Origin of the sequence: Candidatus Anaplasma sp. TIGMIC, assembly GCF_028204095.1 — a bacterium.
Taxonomy (GTDB): domain Bacteria; phylum Pseudomonadota; class Alphaproteobacteria; order Rickettsiales; family Anaplasmataceae; genus Anaplasma.
In genome coordinates this window covers 1-23,494 of the sequence record NZ_JAQLOH010000008.1, presented here as the reverse complement: position 1 = coordinate 23,494, position 23,494 = coordinate 1, and the positions used below count along the sequence as shown (strand labels likewise).

The following is a 23,494-nucleotide window of genomic DNA, read 5'->3' as shown; positions in this document are numbered from 1 at the left end:
TGGTAACGCCGTGATGGGGCCAAACGCTAGGTGATAAAAGTACACAGTACACCACACGGACCGTACATAGCGTGGGTAACCATATTGGCCCATCTACTTCATACATGCTCCAGAAAGCAGCAGTGTTCAGTACAGGTACGGCAAAAGTTGCCATACAAACATAGGAAATTTTCCAGTTTCATCCCATGAGCGGTTGCTACAAACATGTTTGCACTTCGGTGGTTGTTGCTCAATACATGTCAAAATTGCATACACACATGACAAGACTAAATGGGTCAGTAGACTTGGAAACCATAACGGAACGTATCTGCAGCACAAGCGACAGGAATACGCGGCAGAGGCTAATTCCACCACCTAACCCTCCAAAGTTTTTACCGTAGCATCCGCTGACAATGCCAGGACACATATGCAAAAAGTCTCAAGCATGTTCCAAAATCGTATTCACACAAAACATGGTCTTATAGTAGCGTTGGCAGAAGTTTACATGTTTTACGTATCAGTAGTTTATATATGGGAGCGAGTATCCAAATATCTGCGTAAGGCGATATGCCAGCTTGCGTCCATCTTCTGTTTTTACCATATTGTGAGCATCCGCATGCGCCCGCACCATTGTGCTTAAATCGCAGGGATCAGCGAATTTGAACGCAATAACACCTGACTGCCTACAACCTAACATGTCGCCACCTCCACGCAGTATTAGATCCTGCTCTGCTATGTAAAATCCATCTTGAGAATCTCTTAGGGTAATAAGCTTCCTATATGCAATCTTGCTTACCGGCCCATGGAGTAGAATACAAAATGATTGCTGATTTCCTCTACCAACGCGGCCACGCAGTTGATGTAGCTGTGACAAACCAAACCTTTCTGGGTTCTCTATCACAATGATGGTCGCGTCCGGAACGTTGACCCCAACTTCAATGATAGAGGTTGCTACCAACAACTTAAGATTACCTGAATAAAAAGCACGCATGGCCGAATCATTGCTCGATTGCGGCATTGCACCGTGTGATATACCAACTATATCTCCAAAGATATGTTTCAAAGAAGCAAATCTGTCTTCAACAGAAGCAATATCACTGCCCTCTGACCCCTCGATATATGGGCAGATCCAATACGCCTTATGTCCCTGTGCTATCATGTTCTTTAGCCTCATGCACACATCATCAATGCGGCTTACCTTTACTACGCTAGTCTTCACAGGTAACCGACACTTTGGCTTATCTGTCAGAGTCACCCTGTCCATATTTCCGTATAATATTTGCTCCAATGTTCTGGGTATGGGGGTTGCCGTAATGAACAAAACATCCGCGGATTCGCCCTTTTCTATCAGTTTCATCCGTTGCATAACCCCAAATCTCTGCTGTTCGTCTATGATGACAAGGCGAAGATTATGGAATTTTACCGACTCCTGAAATAACGCATGAGTCCCTATGATAACGTTAATCTCCCCCGATGACAGACGCGCAATGACTGACTCTTTATTCTTAGACCTGCCGGTAAGGAGCTCAATGTGTATATCTAGATCGGCCAAAAGCGACTGAATCCATGAACAATGCTGCTCGGCCAATATTTCCGTAGGCACCATAAATGCCACTTGGCCCTTATCTTCTATAACGTTTAGTAGAGCAAAAAGCGCAACAACCGTTTTTCCGCTTCCGACATCCCCCTGCAGCAGTTTAGCCATTTGCTTATCTGAAGTCTGGTCTGCGGTGATATCTTCAATGGCGGCTTGTTGTCCCTCTGTTAGTTCAAAACCGAGCTTTGTTAGAACTTGCTGCCGGTATAAGCCCCTAACATTTATTGCGATACCCTGCTTTCTGCCGTACTGACGGGCAAAATATATTGCTGCATGGTAACTCAACAGCTCATCATAGGATAGCCTTCCTTTACTTCTCTGTACTTCGTCTAGATCACTAGGCACATGGATTTTGCAAACGCTTTCCTGCCAACTGTACCAAGAATGCTCACATATTAAGTCACTGGGCAGCCATTCATACTGTGCCTGTAGAGACTTTAGGGCAACTTTAATAAACTTATGCACCAATCTTGAGTGTATCCCTTTAGTGACCGAATACACGGGCTCTAACGTGTCGCAGATCTCAGTAAGTTTTCTGAGGTTACTGGTACAATAGTCTGGATGCGTTATCTGCATCACGCCTCTATGCACTTCCAGCTTTCCACTGATAACGCATGGTTTGTCAACAACCAGAACATTCTCTAAGTATTGTCGTGAGTAATTAAAAAATATCAGCCACACCTCACCTATCTCAGTAGCCAAAAGAACCTTGTATGGGACATTTCTTGTACGTTTTATCTTGTGTGGTGCTACATGTTTTTTTACCACAGCCACAAATGTTACTGTATTACCTACCACGCTCCCCCGCGCGGATAGTTCTGAAATCTGGGTGTTGCGCCGGTCCACATAACTGTGCGGGGCATACAAAAGTAAATCCACTATCCGTGAGCCACCGCATAATTTTTCCAACAATGTGCCCTTCTCGTTGTCCACGCCTTGCATATCGTATATGCTGGAAAACATCCCAGGAACTTCTGAGGGGCGTTTTACAGTTTTCTTTGCTTTCTCAGACTGTTCTACGTGGGTTGATGGGCTTTGTGTTTCTATCATAGGACAGGCATGGATGTACTAATCATAATAACAGGAAGCGTTGCTGCATATAAATCACTTGAAGTTATCAGAGAGTTGAAAAGAAGAAAATACAATTTGCACTGCGTACTAAGCAGTAGCGGCGAAAGATTTATTACTCCGCTATCGGTTTCTGCGTTATCTGGAACACACACATACACAGAGCAAGACGCGTTCGAAGAAAACGAAAACATGAAGCACATTTCCCTATCACGAAATGTCGACCTGATACTGGTAGCGCCTGCCAGCGCGAATATAATAGGCAAGGTTGCCCACGGAATTTGTGATGATTTGCCAACAACCATATTGATGGCCGCCAATAAGCCCGTAATCATGGCACCAGCAATGAATACTGTGATGTGGAATTCAAATCCTATGGCTCGCAATTTGGAAATATTAAAGCAGGATAACGTACACATAATCGAGCCCGAGTGGGGTGTGTTAGCTTGTGGAGAGGCAGGATTAGGAAAAATGGCCAGCGTGCCTACAATCGTGGACTTTGTAGAAGGCCTAGCTGCTTCTAGTAAGACCTAGGGTCCAATACTGCTCTGCCGTAGGACATTGTACTGTCACACGGTCATTACCGCAGTGATTCCGACACTGTCGATCACTGGTTCCTATTGTCACTACAAGCATGTGTCATGTGTTCTCTGCATCATACAACAACGTGCCAAGTCCTGCCCTGCGCAGGATTCTCCACCTAACTCACCGTAGACATCGTCAAAGGTGTTACCGCTACGTACGCGATTTCCAATATCTCTATCCCGGGCTACCAATACAGGTGTTCCGGCTAGCCTATAGGCAACATCTTGCTAGCGGCAGCTGCACCGCAGCATAACTCGTCCAAAAGTAACGCACCAACCACCTGTGGAGGTTTTCCTGCGCATATGGCTCCGCAGAATCCCGATTCCTGATGCTTTAGCAAATACACATGATCTGGAACTAGGCCCACATTCTCCACCGATGGTTCCAAAACCAACCTTTGCTACTGCGCCAAAATTCGTCTATGCAGGGAGTCTTTCATGTAGTTTCACTACACAACACCTATGTAGTCCAGAGCATTGCTCGGATCCCATTCCACTGCGTTTTATAGAACATACTCTTTATCATGGATAGATCACGAAAAAAGATTTGCTACCATACTCCATCGCACTGCCCAATGCTTTTCGCATGGCTTGCAATGCATATCCTGACAAACCACAGCGCAGTACGCATAGGCATCCACATGCTAATTAGCGATAAATACATCAGTGTGGCTATCCCAATTTTGGAGTCCAAACTCCACCGGGCCACGCACGCATGCATCGTGAATATTGTAAGAGTTTTGCATACAATCCTACCACTTGATACCTACATGAGATCTGTTTGCTATGTTCTTCCATAGCCGTCCTTGGATATTGTATTAGCTGGACAGACATGGCGGTCACTTGTGAGGTTATTTGTCCAGTTGGACTATTTGTAATCCTCTGATGTTTTCAGCACACAATGCAAGATAACCTCAAAAATGGTCACGCGGACCTCTAAACGCATTTTCTACCTATGCCTCACACAACGCACCGGGTTTTGTCATTGCGCCAAAGATTCCCCATGGCTTGCCGGGTTCATAACTTCGTGTTCCTATCCAGTATTCGGTAATAGTCTAGCAGATATTATTCTGTTTCCCCGTGTAGCGGCTCCGTTTCAATTCAACATGTAGTTTTTCGCACTACACACGGTACGCCGCGTGTCCACTTGTGCTGGTTATTTCTCCCATAAAAACTGTAAGAATCTGTCTTCTGCGTAATTTTTACTCGGCTCCTTACTTACCTATGCAGAACTTGCTGAAGATATCGTTCAGAATATCGTCCCCATATACTACTCCCGTGACCCTGCCGATCTCTTGTGATGCGAGTCTGAGATGCTCTGCAAGAATTTCCACCGGCATATCGTGCGTTATAGCTGAGAGAAACTGTAGAGCCTTTTGCAGATGGCTTCTATGCCTATGAGAGGTTATACATACGTCCTCAGTGCCAGGAAAACTATTCTCCGACTTCTCTTTAATAAGTTGCAGCAGTGTACTGACACCAATATCGCGATGTACTGAAATGGGGTGAAATTTTCTGCCATGTAGCATGACCGGTCCACTCTCACTGCTGTTATCCGCCTTACTGAGAACCCAAACTGTTCTCTCATCGTGCGGGCTACTAATCGCGTCTATACTTTCCTGGAACACCGTTCCGTATGGGCACATGACTATCTTAACATCTGCGTGCTCCGCAGCATTCAAAGCACGTCTTATGCCCTCCTGCTCTATTGAGTCAGAACTATCTCGTATACCTGCGGTATCGACAATAACAAAGGGGTATCCATCGATATCTATCGCGACTTCCAGCACATCGCGAGTCGTTCCAGGCTGTGCCGACACTATAGCAGCATTCCTTCGCGCCAAACTGTTGAACAGTGTAGACTTGCCAGCGTTCGGTTCTCCTAGAATAACAACACGTATTCCGTTACGTAGTATTTCTCCGCGATGATTATCGTCAAGGTACAGTGCTAGGTTCTCACGAAACTGGGATATGCCCCCATATATGCCTCCTAATACTTTGCTTGAATCCACATCCTCAGGGAAGTCTATACATGCTTCCAAAGATGATATTATATCTATCAGCATGTTTCGCCATGACGAGTATTGCCGCTTCAAACTGCCAGTAGACTGCGCCACCGCTTGTCGCAGCTGAGCCTCCGTTTCTGCATTGATAAGGTCTGATATGCCCTCAGCCATAGTAAGGTCAATTTTACCGTTCAAATACGCTCGCAGAGAGAATTCACCCGGGTTTGCTATGCGTATCACCGTGTGAAGCATGTCATATAGGCGCCGGATAACCGCTATACTGCCATGTACCTGCAGTTCTATTACATCCTCCCCTGTAAAACTTCCCGGGGCAGGAAAATACAAAACAACTGCTTGATCTATGGGATGACCCGAGCTGTCGCGTAAGATTTTACATGTAGCCATTCTGGGGCTAATCTCGTCGTATATGCCCAGAGTCCTCAGAGCATCAAGCGCGCCGGTACCAGATATCCTTATAACTGCTACTCCAGACTTTCCACGCGGCGTTGAGAGCGCAAATATTGTGTCTTCTCTTTCTCCCACCATCAGTATTTTTACCAATTTTAACAAACGACAGCACATTGTGCGTTATGCAGCACTACCGAATATCACACAAAAGCCCCTGCGCGAAGTTATATCACCCAACTATGGCTGCGTATTCATATTCACAAGAGAAACGTAACTCTACAATGGAGAGCGCCGCTAAACTAATATTATCACCTTAAAAAACAAAAGCACCTATTCTTAAAGCCTGAACGGACCTGCTACTGGCGCGCCTTTTTCTATACGTTATAGAATTGTGGGCTTAAAGCTCTGATTTTTTGCAAAAATCCATTAGTGATCTTATGCGCTAATATGCCCGAAAGTGCCCACTATTTGGCATGTTACATTGGTCAAAGTCATGGACATTCTTTAAATTATGGTTTATATTTTTTACAGTTGTTTCCCTTTACCTATAGCTTTAATGATCAGGGTAGTGTGTACAAATTGTGGTGCTATGTACAGTGTTGCGAGTACGAAAATACCCGAACAGGGCAAAGAGGTTACTTGTGCGAATTGTCACAATACCTGGCTATATAAGACAGAGGAACCACGCGTAACATTTGAGCATGCAAGAGTGAAGAAGGGTCCGCCTGGCTCTGGCACTGCTCACAAAAAAACAAGATTCTGGAAGTATACCATTCCACAAATCATCATTATGCTTCCCTTGTTGTTCCTATTTTCCTCTTCCTTTCAACAGAGTGTGCCGTACAAGGTCAGAAGAATTTATCGTCTTGCAGAAATATACGATACTTCTCACGTTAGGTTGCTAGAATCAGACGCAAAAGTCCTGAGTATAAAGCCTGACGACAAAATGACGGTGAGCGTGAAGTGGGTGATTACTAATACCTCTGAAGAGGAAAGTTTCATACCGGGTGTGCGTTTTACTTTCTACGATAAACATAAAAACAGTGTTTTTTCGAAGAAAATTGCGGTAGATAAGTACGGGTTGATACGGGGCAATTCAGAGTTGTACTTCGAGCAAGTGCTAGAGGACGTGCCCATCACTGCCGAAACTGTAAAGGTGCGCACAGGTAACGCTTTTGAGATCCTTTTTTACTGACACGGTACCGGAATTTACCGTTACCCAAATTACAGATGTACTCCAAAGGTTACTGCATGAGACGTTTTACTGCGTCAAAGTGCGCGGAGAGATCAGTGGTGTCTCTCGGCCAAGTTCAGGGCATGTGTATCTAACGCTGAAAGACAGCAACTCCATAATAAACGCAGTGTGCTGGAACGGCACACGAATAAAAGAGCAGTTTTGCGATGGACTGGAAGTGGTATGTACCGGACATATAAGCATATATCAGTCACGTTATCAGCTCATTATCACAGACATGGTTCTCGCTGGCCCGGGCAAGCTCGCAGCCATGCTTGCAGAGCGGAAAAAAAAGCTGGAAAGTGAGGGAATTTTTGACCCCGCACGTAAGAAAAAGCTTCCGATGCTGCCCATGAAAATCGGAGTTATAACATCACCTACAGGAGCAGTTATCCGCGACATTTTGAGCAGGATTGAGGAAAGATTTCCCTCGCACGTTGTAATATGGCCAGTACAAACACAGGGCCTCCTGGCAAGTTCCATGGTCATCGACGCAATAGCTGGGTTCAATAACTCAACTGATCCTCCGGATGTGCTTATTGTGGCTCGCGGTGGCGGAAGTTTGGAGGAGCTATGGCCATTCAATGATGAAGACCTTGCCCGTGCAGTTGCGGCTTCAAAAATACCCGTAGTGTCTGCTATTGGGCATGAGACAGACTACACGATAATAGACTATGCGGCAGATGTGCGAGCATCAACACCCACCGCAGCAGTAGAGATTGTTCTGCCTGAAAAGAGAAAGCTTGTTGAAAGAATCTCAAATCAACTAATACGATCTAAAAACTCTTGTGAGCGCGTAATCAAACTTCATGAAAATCGTTTGTTGAAATTTAAGGGAATACTGGCAGAAACGAGAAGTAAAATACTCCACATGGGACAGCTAACGACGGAGTATCGCAAAACGATAAGGCATCTCTTACATGTTATTCTGTTGAAAAAGAGACAGAAACTCGAAGCGTTGGTACAGCGTTTGAACTACTATGACCAACAAAACATCTTAAATGTTGGCTACACGGTTATCTGCGATATAAATGGGAACCAGATATGCTCTGCTAATGATCTATCAGCCAACGATACTGTGATTATTAGATGGAAAGACGGACAACGGCGCGCTCTTATTATAACAGACTAGAGTCCCCTAGCAGACCTTTATTAGCCTTAGCACTCCGTATAAAGAAAGCGCAGAAACACCTCATATCCTCTACAACATGCCCAGAATCGAAAGCGTCAGCCGTAACTTCTCATGCTAACGCTATGTAGGTAGTGCGTAGATCGGCACATAACTCACCGATGCCATGATCATCGGGCTGACGGCAATCTGGTAATGCCTGTTGTTAAGTACCTGGAATACCAGCAGCATGGTGATTAGTACCAAATCCCACACACAAACCTAAAATGCAGTCACTATGCCAACATGCCCACACCTTGGCGCGATGCAATACAGCCCCCGCACTTACGGGGAGCACGCACGCAGCACCCCGACCTATACAAAAAGCACAGAATATAGCACTTTATCATTGCGCAAGCCAGCCATGATAGACTTACGAACACCCATTGCGTGGAACTCAACTACTTCTCAGGCACTTTCTCGTCACTCTCTTCGGTGTCCTCTATTAGATCGTCGCCGTCCTCGTATTCGTCGGCACTTTCGTCACCTTCATCAGAACTCCATGACTCATCTTCAAGAAGCTCTTCATCTTCCAACCAGCCGTCGTCAAGCTCTTCCTGACTTCCGTAAACTTCGTCGAAATCTTCATTTGAGTAACCGTCTTCCTCATCGTCATCTAGAGGAAATTCAGAATCCTCTTCTACGCTGTCGCCTCCATAGAGGTCGTCATATTCATCTCTTTCCACAAAATTACCATTATAATCTTCCCCAGCAGCACCATCATGTGGCGGAACGTCACCGCGACCCAAAAGAGCCTGAAGCTCCTCATTGCTCTCGCCTTCAGAAATGATCTCTCCACCACCGTCGCCCCCATCACCACGTGCCTTATCTGGATTGTAAGGCTCCTGCGTTGGAACAAACGTGCTCTTTAATAACCTACGCGTAAAAGTTTTGTCCTCATAGTATTTTATTTTTCTAGACTTTATAGGATAAGTTGACTCTATCAAAAGAATCTGCTCATCCTTGGGCAGCATAATAACTTCCTGCGGCAACAACAATGCCCTTTGCGTGTCTGATATGTGTAGAGAACGCGACGCTGGATTAAGGTCCAAAAACTTCGGCCTGTTAAGTGATTCCTGACTTACCGTTTTGTTTCCTATAAGCTGTGAAATAAGGTTTGCAGTCTCTATGTTGTTAGCCGCAAATGTTATACGGTAGGTGGAATTCGAGAGGAAGGAGTTCATTCCCGCCTCCTCATAAATACCCTTGAGCTGCTCCGTGTCTTGGATGATCAAAAACAATCTCACCCTGTATCCACGGAAGTACGCAATGCCAGTCTGGAATTGTTCCATTTTGCCCAAAGTCGGAAACTCATCCATAAGGAAAAGCACACCGTAAGGTTCATCATCAGAAGGAAGCGTCCTACACAAAAATTCCGTTGCCTGCTGATAGAAAACCTGCATGAGCGGTCTCAACCTGGTTAGATTATCAGGAGTAACTCCGACGTAAACAGTTACTCTGCGACGCTTGAAGTCCTGAATGTTAAAGTCACTCGATGCTGTAGCAGTGTCTATAAGCGGGTTAGCCCACAGTTCCAGTGAAGAGTTCATGGTAGATATAACACCAGACCGCTCCTTGTCGGCCTTCTGTAAGAAGGCAGCTATGTTCATATACGCCACGGGGTGTATTTGCTTTCCTATAGTATCTAACACAACCGCAAGGTTATACACCACATCGTCGCTACGCATTGTGCGCACGACCTCCCCGAAGGACTTAGTCTTCTCAGGCACGGCTAGCAAGTACAGAACTACTCCCACAAACAGACTGCGGGCCTCATTGTACCAGAAGTCTTGCTCGGGCATTATCAGGTTTGCAATTTTCTGCACATCATCCACCATCTGGCCCGGTTTTTTACTTATCCAGTCCAGCGGGTTGTAACAGTGGCTTATTCCATCGGGTTGCGCCGGATTCCACACATATACATCCTGACCTATCTTCTTACGGTAACCGCTGGTCAGGTCATAGTTCTCAAGCTTTACGTCGTGAACAATGACAGAATCTTCCCAGAACAAAAGATTGGGAATTACAAAGCCCACACCCTTACCGGAACCTGTTGGAGCAAAAAGCAGCGCGTGTTGATATCCATCTGCTACTAAGTACCCACGCTGATCCTTACCTAACAATAACCCCCTTCTGCTCCGTAGCCCTATTTTGCGAATATCCCGCTCCGAAGCCCATCTAGAGTCTCCATGTAAGGATTCCTTCTTTTTAAAAGGACGCCAGTCGAAAAGTATGTGTCTCAAATTCCAAAACACGATGCCCACAAGGCTCAATGGCGCAAAAAATGAACCCCACAACTTGACGGAATTCGATACGCCAAAAACACTAGGGTCAACCCACCACTTGTGTATGTAGTCAAAAATCGTAGGCCATAATCTCGCAGGAAAGTCCGAAAGGCTTGGGTTCAACGAATGGAAGTCCAAGTACTCCATCCCCCACACAAATAGCACGAACATGGCACCTGATGTATAGAAGCAAAACTCCATCAGGAAAAACATGCCTACGAAGAAGACAAGTACATTACGAATATGGTTGGAACTATGCATGCTCTGGCTTCTGCAACACAAAAAAGCACAAAAATGTCCTTGCGCAAAGACTATACATTATTACCTGAACATTTAGTGAACAGTACCTCAGAAACGTGACGCATACCACCCTCTGCCCGCTTCAACTGGATTATAATGTCGATAATATTCTCAATGTAGTCAACAATCTGATCAGGTTGCAACCCCATACCTGCTTGTATGACCATAAGTTTCAGCTGCTCTATCGCCATTCTTGGAGTATCAGCATGCAAAGTGGATATTGACCCCGGGTGTCCAGTATTTATTGCTCGTAAAAAGCTGAATGCTTCTGCACCACGTAGCTCTCCCACTATTATTCTATCCGGTCTTAAACGAAGACAAGCCTCTATTAGATCCTGCGTGGTCACGCGTGAGCGCCCTTGCCCACCTTTAGAAGCAAGCAAATGCACACAATTTGGGTTGGAGAGAGTTATTTCTCTAGAGTCCTCTACCGTAATGATCCGCTCTTCGAGAGGTATAGCCCTTAATGCGGCATTAGTGAATGTCGTCTTACCAGTAGACGTACCTCCACTCACTATAATGTTTTTCTTGCTCCGTACAGCCAATTCTAAAAATTCCTTGAACTTCCCCTTGGACAGTAGAGAGCTCAGTTCACTGTTCACACTCTGAGCCTTATCTTTCATGGCTGTCACATGAGAAAAAGCCCCCATTTTTTCGTAGTCCTCCAAGGTCAACTGTATAGACGAAGGCTTACGTATTGATAGTACAACTTTGTCACTTTCACACGCCGGAGGGAAGACTACCTGCACCCGAAAGCCATTAGGTAGCGATGCTGAAAGAAGCGGGGTTTCTTCACTCAGCTTTTGTTCTGTAGCCTGTGCCACGAGCCTACACAGTGCCTTCAGGTGCGAAATAGTCAGGGCTTCTATACGTTCACACCGTGTTACGCCTCTGTTTTCTACCCACACCTCGCATTCGCGGTTTATAGAAACTTCTGAGACACCTTCCTCGTCAAAGATACCCTTAAGAGGCTCCAGATAAGTCTCTAGTGCAGCACCTCCTCCGCTTGTCATAGTTTTATAACCCCATACCCATTGCGATCACCTCAGTACTGCTTCTCTAGGAAATACTATGTCTTGGTTCACAAACACCCTCATCACAGTACCTTGGTCAACATATACGGTTGGCGTAGTATCGGTGTACTTGTTTATTAACGCCTTCATAGACTCGGAGAAATCTTTCACAGCATCCGTAACGATTTTTGCCTGGACAGATGAAGACGAAGTTGTCTTCTTATCCTTATCCTCCTCGGTTTTCACGACCTCAGACTGCAATGCAGGAATCTTAGACGAAACTACCGCAGTTCCTATGTTAATACCTGCCAAGAGTATAGTAGAAGTAAGTGTTGCTCCCACCTTACTGTCAAAAACTCCAGAAATCCCGTTCCGGCCCAATTCATCCGTTCCTGTGGAGTTTATCTGTACATCTACACCGTGAGGAAGAATAACCCTAGTCCAGTTCACGTTCACTCGCATGCTTTTTCCATTGTCGTCAAAGAAGTAGCTGCCTATCAGCCTGGAACCCTTAGGTATCATAACCGCATTGCCAGCAGCAGCGTACACATCCCTGGAGACTATCGCTCTCAGCACGCCAGGTATATCAGAATTTATCGCAGTTTCTAGGACTGCGTCGATCATGTGACCTTGTAGTATGATGTATCTAGGATCACCCACATGCGTTGCCTTTACGCTAGGAGACGAAGTACCTTCGAGTCCGTGCCATGCCGTAAAACGCTTATCTATGTCCCCCTCGCCTCCAGTGCCACTTTCATCACCGCCACCAGAATCGCCACCTCCCAGCGCAATCATAGGCGCACCACGTTTTTCCTTATCGTAGCCCAAAAACGACGGCATCTTTTCTGCTGTCATGGGGGAGTATGGCATGGGCAATAATGGCTCACTGCGCACATCCTTCGGTGTATTGTCTTCTAATGTAGTGGGCACTTCCAGCTCAGTAGTATCGTCTTCCACTCCCACAGGAGGTTTCACTAACTTCGTCACCACCGGTATGTCCGGCACGCTCGGCATAACCAGCGGCGGCAGCTCAGGCAGTCTTGGAGGAGGAGTAAGTATCCTCGGCGTTGTCTCCTGCGCAGGGGATTCAGCATCCTTTAAAAGTTTTTCTACGTTCCTTTCCTCAATAGACTTCTTAGTCTCGTCTACCACCTCAGCAGGCTTTTCACCCATGAAGAACACATAGTACAGAGCCCCAGTAACGAAAAGGACAATAATGGTGACAAAGAGCTTCTTGCTTTTGTGAACACCTACTATATTGACGTCATCCTCAATGTTTTCTTCAGCGCCTGCGCCCTTAATATCGTCTGACATACGCTACTACCCCAAATTTCTTAACCGAGAGACTGATTCGTTACCGTCACACCCCTGTCTCCAAAATCTAGGTACAACAGCTCATGAACACCCTCTATTATGACGTACCCTTTTAACAGCAACATCCTGCACGGTATTTTTCCACCATCTCTATCCAACAAATAGACTTTCGGGATTACCATGTTGCTGTCACTGAACTTTATATACGTCAGCGCTCCGTCATCGAAAGCGTGCATAGGTGCCATGGCGACATCGGCGCTGCCAGCAGTGAAGACGTAATTAGCACGCGTAGCATTGGGCCTTATGTCAATATCTTCAAGCTCCGGATCGTGCGCAAAACTGGGTGCTGTAATTTCTATCTTCTGCCCACGCATATCAAATTCCCGCTCGCTTTGCGGATAATAGAAACGCACTACGTACGCAAGATCCGAAAGCGCACTATCCTCACGGCCGAGATGTTCGCTAACACCCACTGCGTATGTATCATCCATGGGCAAAGACTTGGAAACCAAATCGAACGCATAGCTCCGCCCCTTACTAGTTTCCAGTAACATGTTTGTATGCCCCTCCTTTTCCAAGGGCATTATATACAGTTTGTTGTCCACAGGCTTTATTTTCCAATTCGCGTTGTTACCAAGAGCCATGACCTTAACAGTCTCACCCTTGGCAAACTCAATGTAGGAGTGATACCCGTAGTTAAATACCACTGTAAACACCTCATTTGCACTGTAGACAAAAGTCTTTATCCTGCTGTCAACCGTCACCGGCGCACCTGGATGCGTGTGCATGCCCTGCGCCTGCCCGCTACCAACAAACAGAACCGCGCAAGATAACAACACGAGAAAATTTTTATAGAAATTCATCATCCGCCCTATAGTAAGTTATTTGGAACCCCAAAGGGTTTACCTGACGCTCTTGTTCACTCATCTCTAGAGAAACATATTTAAAGGAAAGAGTAGCAATTCTGTCCCTCTTTATTTCTGCTCCACTGTGGTTACTAAACTCCAAGGTGAACCTTATTTGCACCTTTCCTACTCCAAGGTGCTGTAGAGAGCGTACCTTCAACGTGCCTGTTACAACGTCTGAGTACAGCGTCATAGGACTGGAGGGGTTGCTGGGCCGAATCCAACTGCGAAAACCACTATACGTGTCTTGTGAAGAGAGAAGGCGTACCTTTGTGTAGTAGTTATACTGAAAGTTGTTCGGGTCATAAAGCTCCCGCGCCTTTACATATTCCACAATAAAGTAATTGCTTAGAACCTCATCCGCAGAGTACTGCTTCACGGACATGGGGTTTACCAAAGTCGTGATGCCGGACTTTTTCTCAATTTCAACAACAAAAGGCTCGATAGTACGTGTCTTTCCTATCCTGAAAATAACAAACGTACTGACTGCTATGCAAAACACAGAAAGAACAACAAGGAAAAGCAGTATGTTGCGCTGCACCACGACAGACCCATAGCGGTCATGGTACCAATCTCCAGCTTTACCAGCAGTCTGGTAATTGACCGTCCTTTTCACAGGTGCTTTTCCCGCCTTTCCAAAAAAAAACATACACAATACCAACTAGCTGAAACAAAACCGCGCAACAGGTGGAAATAGCCCCACTGCAAGTTCGCCCAAACGTCATCAGAACCTACTATGCTTTTATTTATATCAAGTTAACACAAAAATCATCCCCTATTAGCATACCAGGGGCGCTTAGTACAGTTTTTCCATATCCGTCAGTAGCTCACTTTTGCTCCTCGTGGACGCATGTTAGAAATGTTAAACATGATGCCACAGCCTGCCACAAACGGCGTAAGAACAAACCGGAAAATTGGCTTGCAAAGCGGCTTCATCAAACTCATCGGCGAAACTACGCTTAATACTAGGAGGAAGGGAAATCCCAAAAGATGAGTCAAAGTGCTTGCACAGATCTTGCAGTCGCGATGCATAACTCTTCTTCTTGCTGGTAAACTTACTAAATGAAATACCATCTAGTATCTCTATACTCACGGCCTTATTCAATAGTACGCAGTCAACTGATATGTTTATCCTCAAAAGAAGGCTTCTTACCGGGTCATCACCAAAGGTTATTACCCCGCTTGTCCCATATACCTTTATGGAGTATAGGCACGATACTATCGCTAGATTCCCACTGCTATATTTCTTGTTCTTTACAACCTCCCAGTGTATCCCAGGAGGCGAGGCATTCCCCTGGCTGCCTTCTTGCGACTGCTACGCATGGACTAGTTTATGACAGCACCGCTCATGGCACCCAATGCAAACATTTTAGGTAAACCTCAGACGTTGCGTGAAACATTTAGAATTCCATGCTCGAGACAGAAGGCTTCATTCAGTTACAACAGAAGGAGGTAAAACAAGCGGTAGGAAATGGATCACCAGCGCAGTTACTTAGAATATTTTTGCAATCGGTTTGTAACAATAACGTAATGCGACACGCCGTACACTTTGGCATTCAGTGAAAAACGGTGAAATCCGGTTTCCGTTATGCCCGGCACTGCGCAAGACACACATAACTAGTTTTGTTTGGAATGATACTACAAGTGTGCTAACTGCCACATCGTAGCCCTATCAACACCCTGAAGAGACTCCTTCAATCATAAAGCTGCTGAGAATAATGAAGGCTGAGTGGTTTCCGTCGCTTTTTTGCGCTTCATCTGTTAGTGATTATCCTACTGACATGAACATTTAGGCCCCAATGGCAGTACAGCAGGTACACCACTCAAAGATAGCTTTAATCCATACTGGCAGTTTATTGACTGCTAAATCCCATATATACGTTGCCTAGTTTTTGTAGACTGTATATTGCTCACCGGTTAACAGCCCAAATCACAACAAATAGAGAGTAATACAATAACCAGAAAAAGATACTTCGTCACATCCGAGACATGCAACATCCTTCACACGCGTACGCTTTGTCACAAATTTACTTTCCAGCCGCAGCGGCGTTTGTACCACCTGTTCGGTAAGTATGAGGCATCAACCTCGGTAGAGTCAGGCAATTGTTTTTGCACTAAGCCCTTACGGAAACGTTGCGCCCCTCCTATCATCAAACTTACAGAAAAAAGCACATTCTACTTCGCCAAGGTTGTGGAAGAGCAAACTTGCGGTATAGCGTCCTCCAACAGTGTACATACCTGAGAACTACCTTCGACAAACTTACTAGAATCTGGAATCTGCAAGCTCGTATCCGGCATGACCTTTTCTGTGCTTGTACACCGCGTTTTTTGATCGGAAGCTGAGTCCACAATTGAACCCTTCTCTATTGCTTTTGCAGGTCCCTTGATAATCAATCCTATCGACACAAATAACTTCATCAAGGACGTAGCCACAAATACGAAAAAAGATAAAAGAACAGCGTCAAACCCGCGAACATTCTGAAACATTCCCCCCCCCCCTCACATAAACACACTTCCCTGCCATTGGCGAGCTTTCGCTGCTTGTAGGCACAGGACTAAAACATAAACTACGTCTGTCAGACCACAAAACAACATACTCACAGCGCTAGGTTTATTACTTATTTATCTCAGGAACACAAGTGTGTATATACTATGGCGAGGTGTCTACAAAGTGCGGGTAGCAAGAACAGAAAACTGAAGATCTGTGTCTGCCAATACCGCAGGAACTTCTGCATTGCCTGCTGGACCAGAAACTTCCTCCCAATAACGAGAAGCCTCTTCTGCGGTCGCATGCTGCGCTATGGAAGGTGACATATCTTCCTCTATACCTATTGCTCTCGCTATTGCTGGATTCCTAATTCGCAATTCTGCGGATAAAAACTCTCGGATAAAGAACAGCGCAATAAAAACCATAAGGTACAAAATCGCGACATCGTTCCGATCATATACTTCGTTCATAACGCCTCCATCTCACAAGATCAACATTACGGTTATGGCCAAGCGTTCTCTACCCATCAGGAAACACAAAACCTGCACAACCTTTGAGACTATTTAGTGACAAACCAAATCGCAGTCGATACAAAGGTTCTTGTCTGTCTTCCATCCGGCATATACTATAGGCAACACAAGCGCTAATAAACGCCCCATCAAGTATTACTTTATTAATTAACGCGTTCGTGATACCTGGGCAGCGCACTGCACACCAGAACAGTCAAGTTGCGTACGCTCCTCGGTATGCTGCCGTAAAAGACAAGAATTTTTCTCTGCATCATTAGTACTTCGTGTCGTATTCCCCACATGCCGATCCTCACTATCGCGCAGATCTGTTTGCGGATCTGTCGCCATAATCGACGGCTCAAGGATGAGCAACCCCATCGATATTATTAAATGCATGAAGGAAAGTATCGCATATACCCACACATATAGCAGTGCGATATCGATGCCGCTATGGCCTTGCATCTCCCTACCCCAAACAACTTCTAATCTCAAGTACTCCGATGTCTAGTCCGAACAGGACCGAAATACGCAATCTACAGAAGACCGCAAGATACAAGCTAAAAATCTTGCCAGCCACACATCTAGTTTGTTAGTTACCTACTCATTCCAGCAATACAAGCACATACAAAACTCTCTCCAGACCTGGAAACTGCGTCTATAGCTTCTAAAACTGGAGACACCAAGCCTTGGGGTTCTATACCTTCTGAGAGTGAACACCCTCTTACAAGGCTGGGAAACAATCTCGAAGCACTTTCTATTCCCGCCTCACTTAGAACCGCTTCCGAGGGGCTATCCACCACATCACCCGCAGGAAGTCCCTCAGGCTCTACCCATTGAGCCTCGTAACCCATAAAGTGCGCTATGCCAACACTAACAAGAAAACCGACTGCTAGCACCAACGTCACCATAGCCATGCACAAACGCTCAAAGTACGACCGCGCGTTGCCCATTACCCCCCCCCATGCCACACCTGGAGTCCCCAAAAGAAGGGCTGCCGACCATTTTTCCGAGAAGATGATTTTCAATCATTCAAACACAGACCTCACTGTACGTTCGTGACAGAACACGTGGCCCATATGTCAAAGAACGCGCCGTAACAACACACTAGCTAAGGCGGCACGCCCCACCGACAAGCCACAAACAAGATTATGGAAACTTAACAGAAACTAAGCCCCAGCACAACGTGAGCTCGTCAAAGCCGTGATGCTTAGTATACTTCCAGTGTAGCAAAAAGTTAAAAATTTATCAACTAGCTGTGTTCCTTTACGCCTTGTGCACACGCAAGAATATTTGTCCTTTTGACGCGCAATTAGCGTGCTGGCCCAAGGCTCGTTGAAAAACATGCTGAAAAGAGCAAGATATGGCGTACTACTGGTGAACGATGCGAGTTTACCCTCATATAGTGCCCGTTATATTTGTTGGGTTCTGTTATAAGCGGGATTGTGTTGGTAACATTAAAATCGTACCTACATATTGCCTGCACTTTATTGGGGTTACTCGTTAAAAGCTGAAGATTTGTCACTCCTAGCATGTTTAGTATACACGCCGCAGGCAAAAACACTCTCTCATCGTCTTCGAACCCCAAGAACCTGTTGGCATCCACAGTGTCTAATGCGTGGTTAGCTTGTAAGTTATACGCCCTGATCTTGTTTGCCAGTCCTACCCCTCACACCTCTTGTGAGATACACAGTATCACCACCTGCTCCCATTTATTCCATGGTCTTCGCTTATTTTAGCAGTTAAAAACCAACTCTATGATGGACGGCAGGACCAAAACACTTACCACACAAAATTGTAATTACCGTCGTCTGCCGGACCCCATGTACGATTCATCACGCACGAAGCTCATGAGACCGTCTTCTACATCGCGCACAATTAAATAACCCGCGACTTCACCCCACCCCTCCAAAGCCATATCAACAGGGTGCTGCTCGTTAACTCGCCACCGGTCTTCATTCTCTACCAGATCTTCTTCCTGAACATCTTGGTCATGCTGGAGTTCAGCCTCGTCCTCGGCTAAATGCCCTACACCTCCACCCATTTGAAAATACGCCGCAAGAACTCCCAACACATATCCAACCGCGGCCGCAAATGCACCCACCACAACAAAAAGCACGGCATTGTCACCATTATGCCCACTCATACCATACCTTACACAAAACAAATCACATCCATGCAGTCCATGCGTTGTCTACTTTTTTCTTTCTACCCAGTACCACACTCGTACTCTATAGATTCATTAGCAATACTTCCATCCCAATATTTCGAAAGTAACAGCTGTAAGCCCAACACCCGCGTTTTTCACCACAAAACATACCTCGGGACTCCACGCTACAGCCCGTGTTGGCGACAACAAAAAGACCGCCAACACCCCCGTGCTCCGTGCAGGTTTTCTATAAAGCACAACCTACTATACACTCTACTCGTCCGAACTTTTTAATTCAGTAGCCGGTATGTAACCCGGCAAAGAGAATTCTCCGAGAGTTTTCTCCCTTAACCAACAGACTTCAATGACAATTCACACGTCAACGCAGTTCCACAACAATCCAGAAAATATTGTGCGAAAGTTTCGTCATCCAAGGCAGGCTACTTCTTTTCAATTGACCCTGTATGCTGCTACACCGCACCTGAGCCCTCCTCACAATAGTAAAGTAACAGGGGCATTATACTCAACACTCCCATAGATTCATGCAATCTGCGACACCCCAACCTCTGTATAATACCACGCGCGTATGCTAGCAGCCGAAAATCATCTCCATACAAGATGGTAAGAACTAAAACACTTCCTACTCAAAGGCGGTACTACTGCCGTCTACCGGACCCCATGTACGATTCATCACGCACGAAGCTCATGAGACCGTCTTCTACATCGCGCACAATTAAATAACCCGCGACTTCACCCCACCCCTCCAAAGCCATATCAACAGGGTGCTGCTCGTTAACTCGCCACCGGTCTTCATTCTCTACCAGATCTTCTTCCTGAACATCTTGGTCATGCTGGAGTTCAGCCTCGTCCTCGGCTAAATGCCCTACACCTCCACCCATTTGAAAATACGCCGCAAGAACTCCCAACACATATCCAACCGCGGCCGCAAATGCACCCACCACAACAAAAAGCACGGCATTGTCACCATTATGCCCACTCATACCATACCTTACACAAAACAAATCACATCCATGCAGTCCATGCGTTGTCTACTTTTTTCTTTCTACCCAGTACCACACTCGTACTCTATAGATTCATTAGCAATACTTCCATCCCAATATTTCGAAAGTAACAGCTGTAAGCCCAACACCCGCGTTTTTCACCACAAAACATACCTCGGGACTCCACGCTACAGCCCGTGTTGGCGACAACAAAAAGACCGCCAACACCCCCGTGCTCCGTGCAGGTTTTCTATAAAGCACAACCTACTATACACTCTACTCGTCCGAACTTTTTAATTCAGTAGCCGGTATGTAACCCGGCAAAGAGAATTCTCCGAGAGTTTTCTCCCTTAACCAACAGACTTCAATGACAATTCACACGTCAACGCAGTTCCACAACAATCCAGAAAATATTGTGCGAAAGTTTCGTCATCCAAGGCAGGCTACTTCTTTTCAATTGACCCTGTATGCTGCTACACCGCGCCTGAGCCCTCCACACAATAGCAACAGGAGCATTATACTCAACACTGCCCATAGATTCATGCAATCTGCGACACCCCAACCTCTGTATAATACCACGCACATATGCTAGCAGCCGAAAATCATCTCCATACAAGATGGCAAGAACTAAAACACTTCCTGCTCAAAGGCGGTACTACCGTCGTCTACCGGACCCAATGTACCATTCATCACGCACGAAGCTCATGAGCCCATCTTCTACATCGCGCACAATTAAATAACCCGCGACTTCGCCCCACCCTTCCATCGCCATATCAACAGGGTGTTGCTCATCAACTTGCCACCGTTCTTCATCTGCTACTGGACCCTCTTGCTGTTCATCTCGGTCGGGTCGAGGCGCAGCATCAAAGTCCAAGCTTCTTCCTACCCCCCCCCTAAACATTTGAATATACGTCGCAAGAGCTCCTAAGATGTACCCGACTGCAGCCGCAAATACCACTGCGACAAAAAGCACAGCTCCGTCACTATCATGTCTACTCATACCACACCCTACACAAAATCACACAAACCACATCAAAGCAGTATATGAGCTGTTCCTTTTTCCCCTTCCCATACTATACCCACACTCCATAGATCCGTGCGTATTGCTCTTTGCCCCAATATTTTGAAAAAGTAACGGCTGCCATTATAACATCTGCGCATCGCTACCATAGAACCGCCCGCTGGGCCCTTTGCTACAGCCCGTGTGGGTGCAACCAAAAGACCCGCAGCATCCCTGAATGCTACGCGTCGGTTTTAAAGTACAATTCACCGTACACTATATTTGTCCGAGCTTTCTAATTTGGTATCCTGTATGCAACCCGGCAAAGGGGACTCTCCGAGAGTTTTCTCACTTAACCAACAAACTTCAAAACTATTCACACATCGACGCAGTTCCACAGAAATATTCTGCAAAAGATTCGTCCAGCACAGGCAAGCTACTTCTTTTAAATTGAACCCCGTCTGCGACTCCGATGCGTCTGAGCTCTCCTCACCATCGCAACAGGTGCATGAACTCAACACCGCCCCATAGATTCACGCAATCTGTAACGCCCCAGCCTTTGTAATACCACATACGCATGAGGCTTCATCTATCGCAACATCTGACAACATGCTCTCGGTACCAGACGCAGGATCCTTCTTCTCTTCTTCTTTAGCAGAAATATGTGCACGCATATCATCCCAAGACAAGGGGCCATACTCAGATCCTGTCTCAGAAATAAAATATAAATATCCAGAGCGGCTTATTATCGCTCTGTTACGATAACCACTAGGCAAAACTCCCTCGTGACAGCTTTCTGTTTGCGTTGCCCTGGTAACATATGCAGTCCTACAATGGAGTCTATGCGGACTTTTTTGTGAGATTCCATCCATTTCTAGAATCTCCTCCAATTTCTCTGACGCTGCCACGAGAAAGCACACTACTAATACAACAAAAAGCAACACCACAACGAAGCATTTCTCGTAAAACGACTGCATATTGCATCTCATTTCTAAAAACAACGGGTAATTTATGTCCAAACAGCAGCGCGACTGCCTTATCAAACATTTACTGAAACCATAGCTCGGCACACAGTAAAATCCGCACATAACACGACGACGGGCCAGCAAAACTCGCGCAAGTGCCCATCATTGAACAACCTAAACCGCTAAACCCGAGATCTGACACCAAGCCTACAGAGAGACACCTAGCCACGTGCCTCAAAACCCCACGACCGACTACACACTGCAACAAAGCTCTGTTTGTGAAGACAATAATTACTTCGCCACGACATGAGATGCCACCATCTAGGCATAAGGCACCAACATGCGAACTTCTTCAGCGAAAACGTAAAATACATTTATCAAGCGCTATGCACGAGCTGTTCTACGACACTTACCGCAACCTTCTTTATCTTCAATGCAAGAAGTCAAGGCCACCCATGACTTGGGCCCATGTTCTGCTCCAGTCTTTTCTACAAAGTATAAGTGCCCGTCACGGCTTTCTATGGAGCTAAGCCCATAACCGCCATACAGAATACCCGCGTGCAATTCATTCGTCTGAGTCTCTGCGGAAACAGCATTCACCACATGAGAAGAAGATTGAACATCTGCTTGCGCAGGACCCACGTCCAAAAGCTCTGAAAGTTTTGCAAAAGCGGCTACAAGCATACACGCAACAACCATCCCCGATACAATGCCCATAAGGCATCTTTTACTGAAAGAAATCAAGGCACCGACGCCAATAATTTTATCCGCACTCATTTTTACACCTCGTAAAAAACAGCAAGCAACGGCTTACCCCTTCCGTAGTTCTATTATAAGACAGATTTAACGATAACGCACTTATCGCAATACAACTTACGCTATACAGGGCTCGCAGGATCCGCATGTCTTACCAACAGCAGGCGTTGTAACACACAAGTTCTGCGAGTTTCGAAATACCCGCCACCACTAGGCCAATATCGTAAAACCGTATCCGAGGTAGTAGCTCATACGCTACTCGCCTTCGGGCACAAATCACACACAATAGAAAAAAACAAAGTCCAAGGCACTAGCAGGATACTCGAAAAAAGACCGAGGATTCTGAGATAAATCACAGCGCCCGCCGTAGAGCTGCAGAATACACGACTTAGCGCCGCAAATAACGAATTTCAAAGCGTAGGAAACGACACCTGATTGCGAACGTTACGCAATGTGTTTTGCAAACCCAAGATTCAGCCACTAACACCAATTATTATCTTCTACCACACATCGTATCGAATGCACGCACACTCCCAGAAACATGAAATACCTCGGAAGAAACTTCCTCTGCACATTCCGGTCCATGCACTACATCATCAACCTGAACCCGTGACTCTTCTTTGAAGATACACATAGCCTTTTTCATTGCTCTGCATAGTAGAGTAATAAAAGACATTGCTGCAACACCGCACGCTGCCCCATAAGCCCACATCTCATCACTTTCCGAGAGCTCGATAAGAATGCGCCTGACATCAGGCACTTTCTTAA

Annotated in this window: 24 protein-coding genes; 3 read left to right on the top strand and 21 right to left on the bottom strand. The window is 45.9% G+C overall.

Annotation, left to right across the window (positions count from 1 at the left end; all coding sequences use genetic code 11):
* Positions 1 to 496: 496 nt before the first annotated feature.
* Positions 497 to 2,626: an ATP-dependent DNA helicase RecG gene (locus PGW94_RS01630; RefSeq protein WP_271757978.1), complete on the bottom strand. Its 2,130-nt coding sequence runs from the start codon at positions 2,624 to 2,626 to the stop codon at positions 497 to 499.
* 9 nt (positions 2,627 to 2,635) lie between these two features.
* Between PGW94_RS01630 and PGW94_RS01625 the strand changes: the two genes are divergently transcribed.
* The gene (locus PGW94_RS01625; protein ID WP_271757976.1) at positions 2,636 to 3,178 is read left to right on the top strand and encodes a flavoprotein; all 543 of its coding nucleotides are present in this window, start codon (positions 2,636 to 2,638) and stop codon (positions 3,176 to 3,178) included.
* A gap of 256 nt (positions 3,179 to 3,434) precedes the next feature.
* Here the strand turns inward: PGW94_RS01625 and PGW94_RS01620 are convergent, their stop codons facing one another.
* Complete coding sequence (locus PGW94_RS01620; RefSeq protein ID WP_271757969.1) at positions 3,435 to 3,617, bottom strand: hypothetical protein; 183 nt, start codon at positions 3,615 to 3,617, stop codon at positions 3,435 to 3,437.
* Between the two features lie 825 nt (positions 3,618 to 4,442).
* Entirely contained in the window at positions 4,443 to 5,777 is a 1,335-nt protein-coding gene (gene mnmE / locus PGW94_RS01615) for a tRNA uridine-5-carboxymethylaminomethyl(34) synthesis GTPase MnmE (protein WP_410519517.1), read from the bottom strand.
* Between the two features lie 376 nt (positions 5,778 to 6,153).
* Between mnmE and PGW94_RS01610 the strand changes: the two genes are divergently transcribed.
* Together PGW94_RS01610 and xseA are read left to right on the top strand one after the other, a co-directional pair.
* Positions 6,154 to 6,837 carry a zinc-ribbon domain-containing protein gene (locus PGW94_RS01610; protein ID WP_333939434.1) on the top strand — a complete coding sequence of 228 codons (684 nt, stop codon included), beginning with the start codon at positions 6,154 to 6,156 and terminating at the stop codon, positions 6,835 to 6,837.
* Entirely contained in the window at positions 6,818 to 8,008 is a 1,191-nt protein-coding gene (gene xseA, locus PGW94_RS01605) for an exodeoxyribonuclease VII large subunit (protein ID WP_271757965.1), read from the top strand. Before PGW94_RS01610 ends, xseA begins: the two co-directional genes overlap by 20 nt.
* A 437-nt stretch (positions 8,009 to 8,445) precedes the next feature.
* Here xseA and PGW94_RS01600 read toward each other — a convergent pair whose 3' ends face one another.
* The 18 genes from PGW94_RS01600 to PGW94_RS01515 form a co-directional block, all read right to left on the bottom strand.
* Complete coding sequence (locus PGW94_RS01600; protein WP_271757962.1) at positions 8,446 to 10,590, bottom strand: type IV secretory system conjugative DNA transfer family protein; 2,145 nt, start codon at positions 10,588 to 10,590, stop codon at positions 8,446 to 8,448.
* A 50-nt stretch (positions 10,591 to 10,640) separates the two neighbouring features.
* Positions 10,641 to 11,642 carry a P-type DNA transfer ATPase VirB11 gene (gene virB11, locus PGW94_RS01595; RefSeq protein ID WP_271757960.1) on the bottom strand — a complete coding sequence of 334 codons (1,002 nt, stop codon included), beginning with the start codon at positions 11,640 to 11,642 and terminating at the stop codon, positions 10,641 to 10,643.
* Between the two features lie 27 nt (positions 11,643 to 11,669).
* On the bottom strand, positions 11,670 to 12,956 hold the full coding sequence (locus PGW94_RS01590) for a TrbI/VirB10 family protein (protein ID WP_271757958.1): 1,287 nt from the start codon (positions 12,954 to 12,956) through the stop codon (positions 11,670 to 11,672).
* Positions 12,957 to 12,976: 20 nt separating this feature from the next.
* Positions 12,977 to 13,822 carry a P-type conjugative transfer protein VirB9 gene (virB9, locus tag PGW94_RS01585; protein WP_333939433.1) on the bottom strand — a complete coding sequence of 282 codons (846 nt, stop codon included), beginning with the start codon at positions 13,820 to 13,822 and terminating at the stop codon, positions 12,977 to 12,979.
* The gene (locus PGW94_RS01580; RefSeq protein WP_410519516.1) at positions 13,806 to 14,516 is read right to left on the bottom strand and encodes a virB8 family protein; all 711 of its coding nucleotides are present in this window, start codon (positions 14,514 to 14,516) and stop codon (positions 13,806 to 13,808) included. Before PGW94_RS01580 ends, virB9 begins: the two co-directional genes overlap by 17 nt.
* A 207-nt stretch (positions 14,517 to 14,723) precedes the next feature.
* Positions 14,724 to 14,954 (bottom strand): hypothetical protein, encoded by a 231-nt coding sequence (locus PGW94_RS01575; RefSeq protein ID WP_271757954.1) that lies wholly within the window; start codon positions 14,952 to 14,954, stop codon positions 14,724 to 14,726.
* 1,082 nt (positions 14,955 to 16,036) lie between these two features.
* Positions 16,037 to 16,348: a hypothetical protein gene (locus PGW94_RS01570; protein ID WP_271757952.1), complete on the bottom strand. Its 312-nt coding sequence runs from the start codon at positions 16,346 to 16,348 to the stop codon at positions 16,037 to 16,039.
* 177 nt (positions 16,349 to 16,525) lie between these two features.
* Positions 16,526 to 16,819, bottom strand: a complete 294-nt coding sequence (locus PGW94_RS01565) for a hypothetical protein (protein ID WP_271757950.1) — start codon at positions 16,817 to 16,819, stop codon at positions 16,526 to 16,528.
* A gap of 207 nt (positions 16,820 to 17,026) precedes the next feature.
* Positions 17,027 to 17,320 (bottom strand): hypothetical protein, encoded by a 294-nt coding sequence (locus tag PGW94_RS01560; protein ID WP_271757948.1) that lies wholly within the window; start codon positions 17,318 to 17,320, stop codon positions 17,027 to 17,029.
* A gap of 131 nt (positions 17,321 to 17,451) precedes the next feature.
* A complete protein-coding gene (locus PGW94_RS01555; RefSeq protein ID WP_271757946.1) occupies positions 17,452 to 17,883 on the bottom strand; it encodes a hypothetical protein in 432 nt (143 codons plus the stop codon).
* Between the two features lie 284 nt (positions 17,884 to 18,167).
* Positions 18,168 to 18,503 carry a hypothetical protein gene (locus PGW94_RS01550; RefSeq protein ID WP_333939435.1) on the bottom strand — a complete coding sequence of 112 codons (336 nt, stop codon included), beginning with the start codon at positions 18,501 to 18,503 and terminating at the stop codon, positions 18,168 to 18,170.
* A 153-nt stretch (positions 18,504 to 18,656) separates the two neighbouring features.
* Positions 18,657 to 19,001 carry a hypothetical protein gene (locus PGW94_RS01545; RefSeq protein ID WP_271757942.1) on the bottom strand — a complete coding sequence of 115 codons (345 nt, stop codon included), beginning with the start codon at positions 18,999 to 19,001 and terminating at the stop codon, positions 18,657 to 18,659.
* A 659-nt stretch (positions 19,002 to 19,660) separates the two neighbouring features.
* Positions 19,661 to 20,005: a hypothetical protein gene (locus PGW94_RS01540; RefSeq protein ID WP_271757940.1), complete on the bottom strand. Its 345-nt coding sequence runs from the start codon at positions 20,003 to 20,005 to the stop codon at positions 19,661 to 19,663.
* Between the two features lie 382 nt (positions 20,006 to 20,387).
* A complete protein-coding gene (locus PGW94_RS01535; protein ID WP_271757938.1) occupies positions 20,388 to 20,621 on the bottom strand; it encodes a hypothetical protein in 234 nt (77 codons plus the stop codon).
* Between the two features lie 39 nt (positions 20,622 to 20,660).
* Entirely contained in the window at positions 20,661 to 21,005 is a 345-nt protein-coding gene (locus PGW94_RS01530) for a hypothetical protein (protein ID WP_271757936.1), read from the bottom strand.
* A 533-nt stretch (positions 21,006 to 21,538) separates the two neighbouring features.
* A complete protein-coding gene (locus tag PGW94_RS01525; RefSeq protein ID WP_271757934.1) occupies positions 21,539 to 21,982 on the bottom strand; it encodes a hypothetical protein in 444 nt (147 codons plus the stop codon).
* Positions 21,983 to 22,354: 372 nt separating this feature from the next.
* The gene (locus PGW94_RS01520; RefSeq protein WP_271757932.1) at positions 22,355 to 22,747 is read right to left on the bottom strand and encodes a hypothetical protein; all 393 of its coding nucleotides are present in this window, start codon (positions 22,745 to 22,747) and stop codon (positions 22,355 to 22,357) included.
* A gap of 472 nt (positions 22,748 to 23,219) precedes the next feature.
* Positions 23,220 to 23,494, bottom strand: a 275-nt coding sequence (locus tag PGW94_RS01515) for a hypothetical protein (protein WP_271757930.1), incomplete at its 5' end; no start/stop codon positions are given.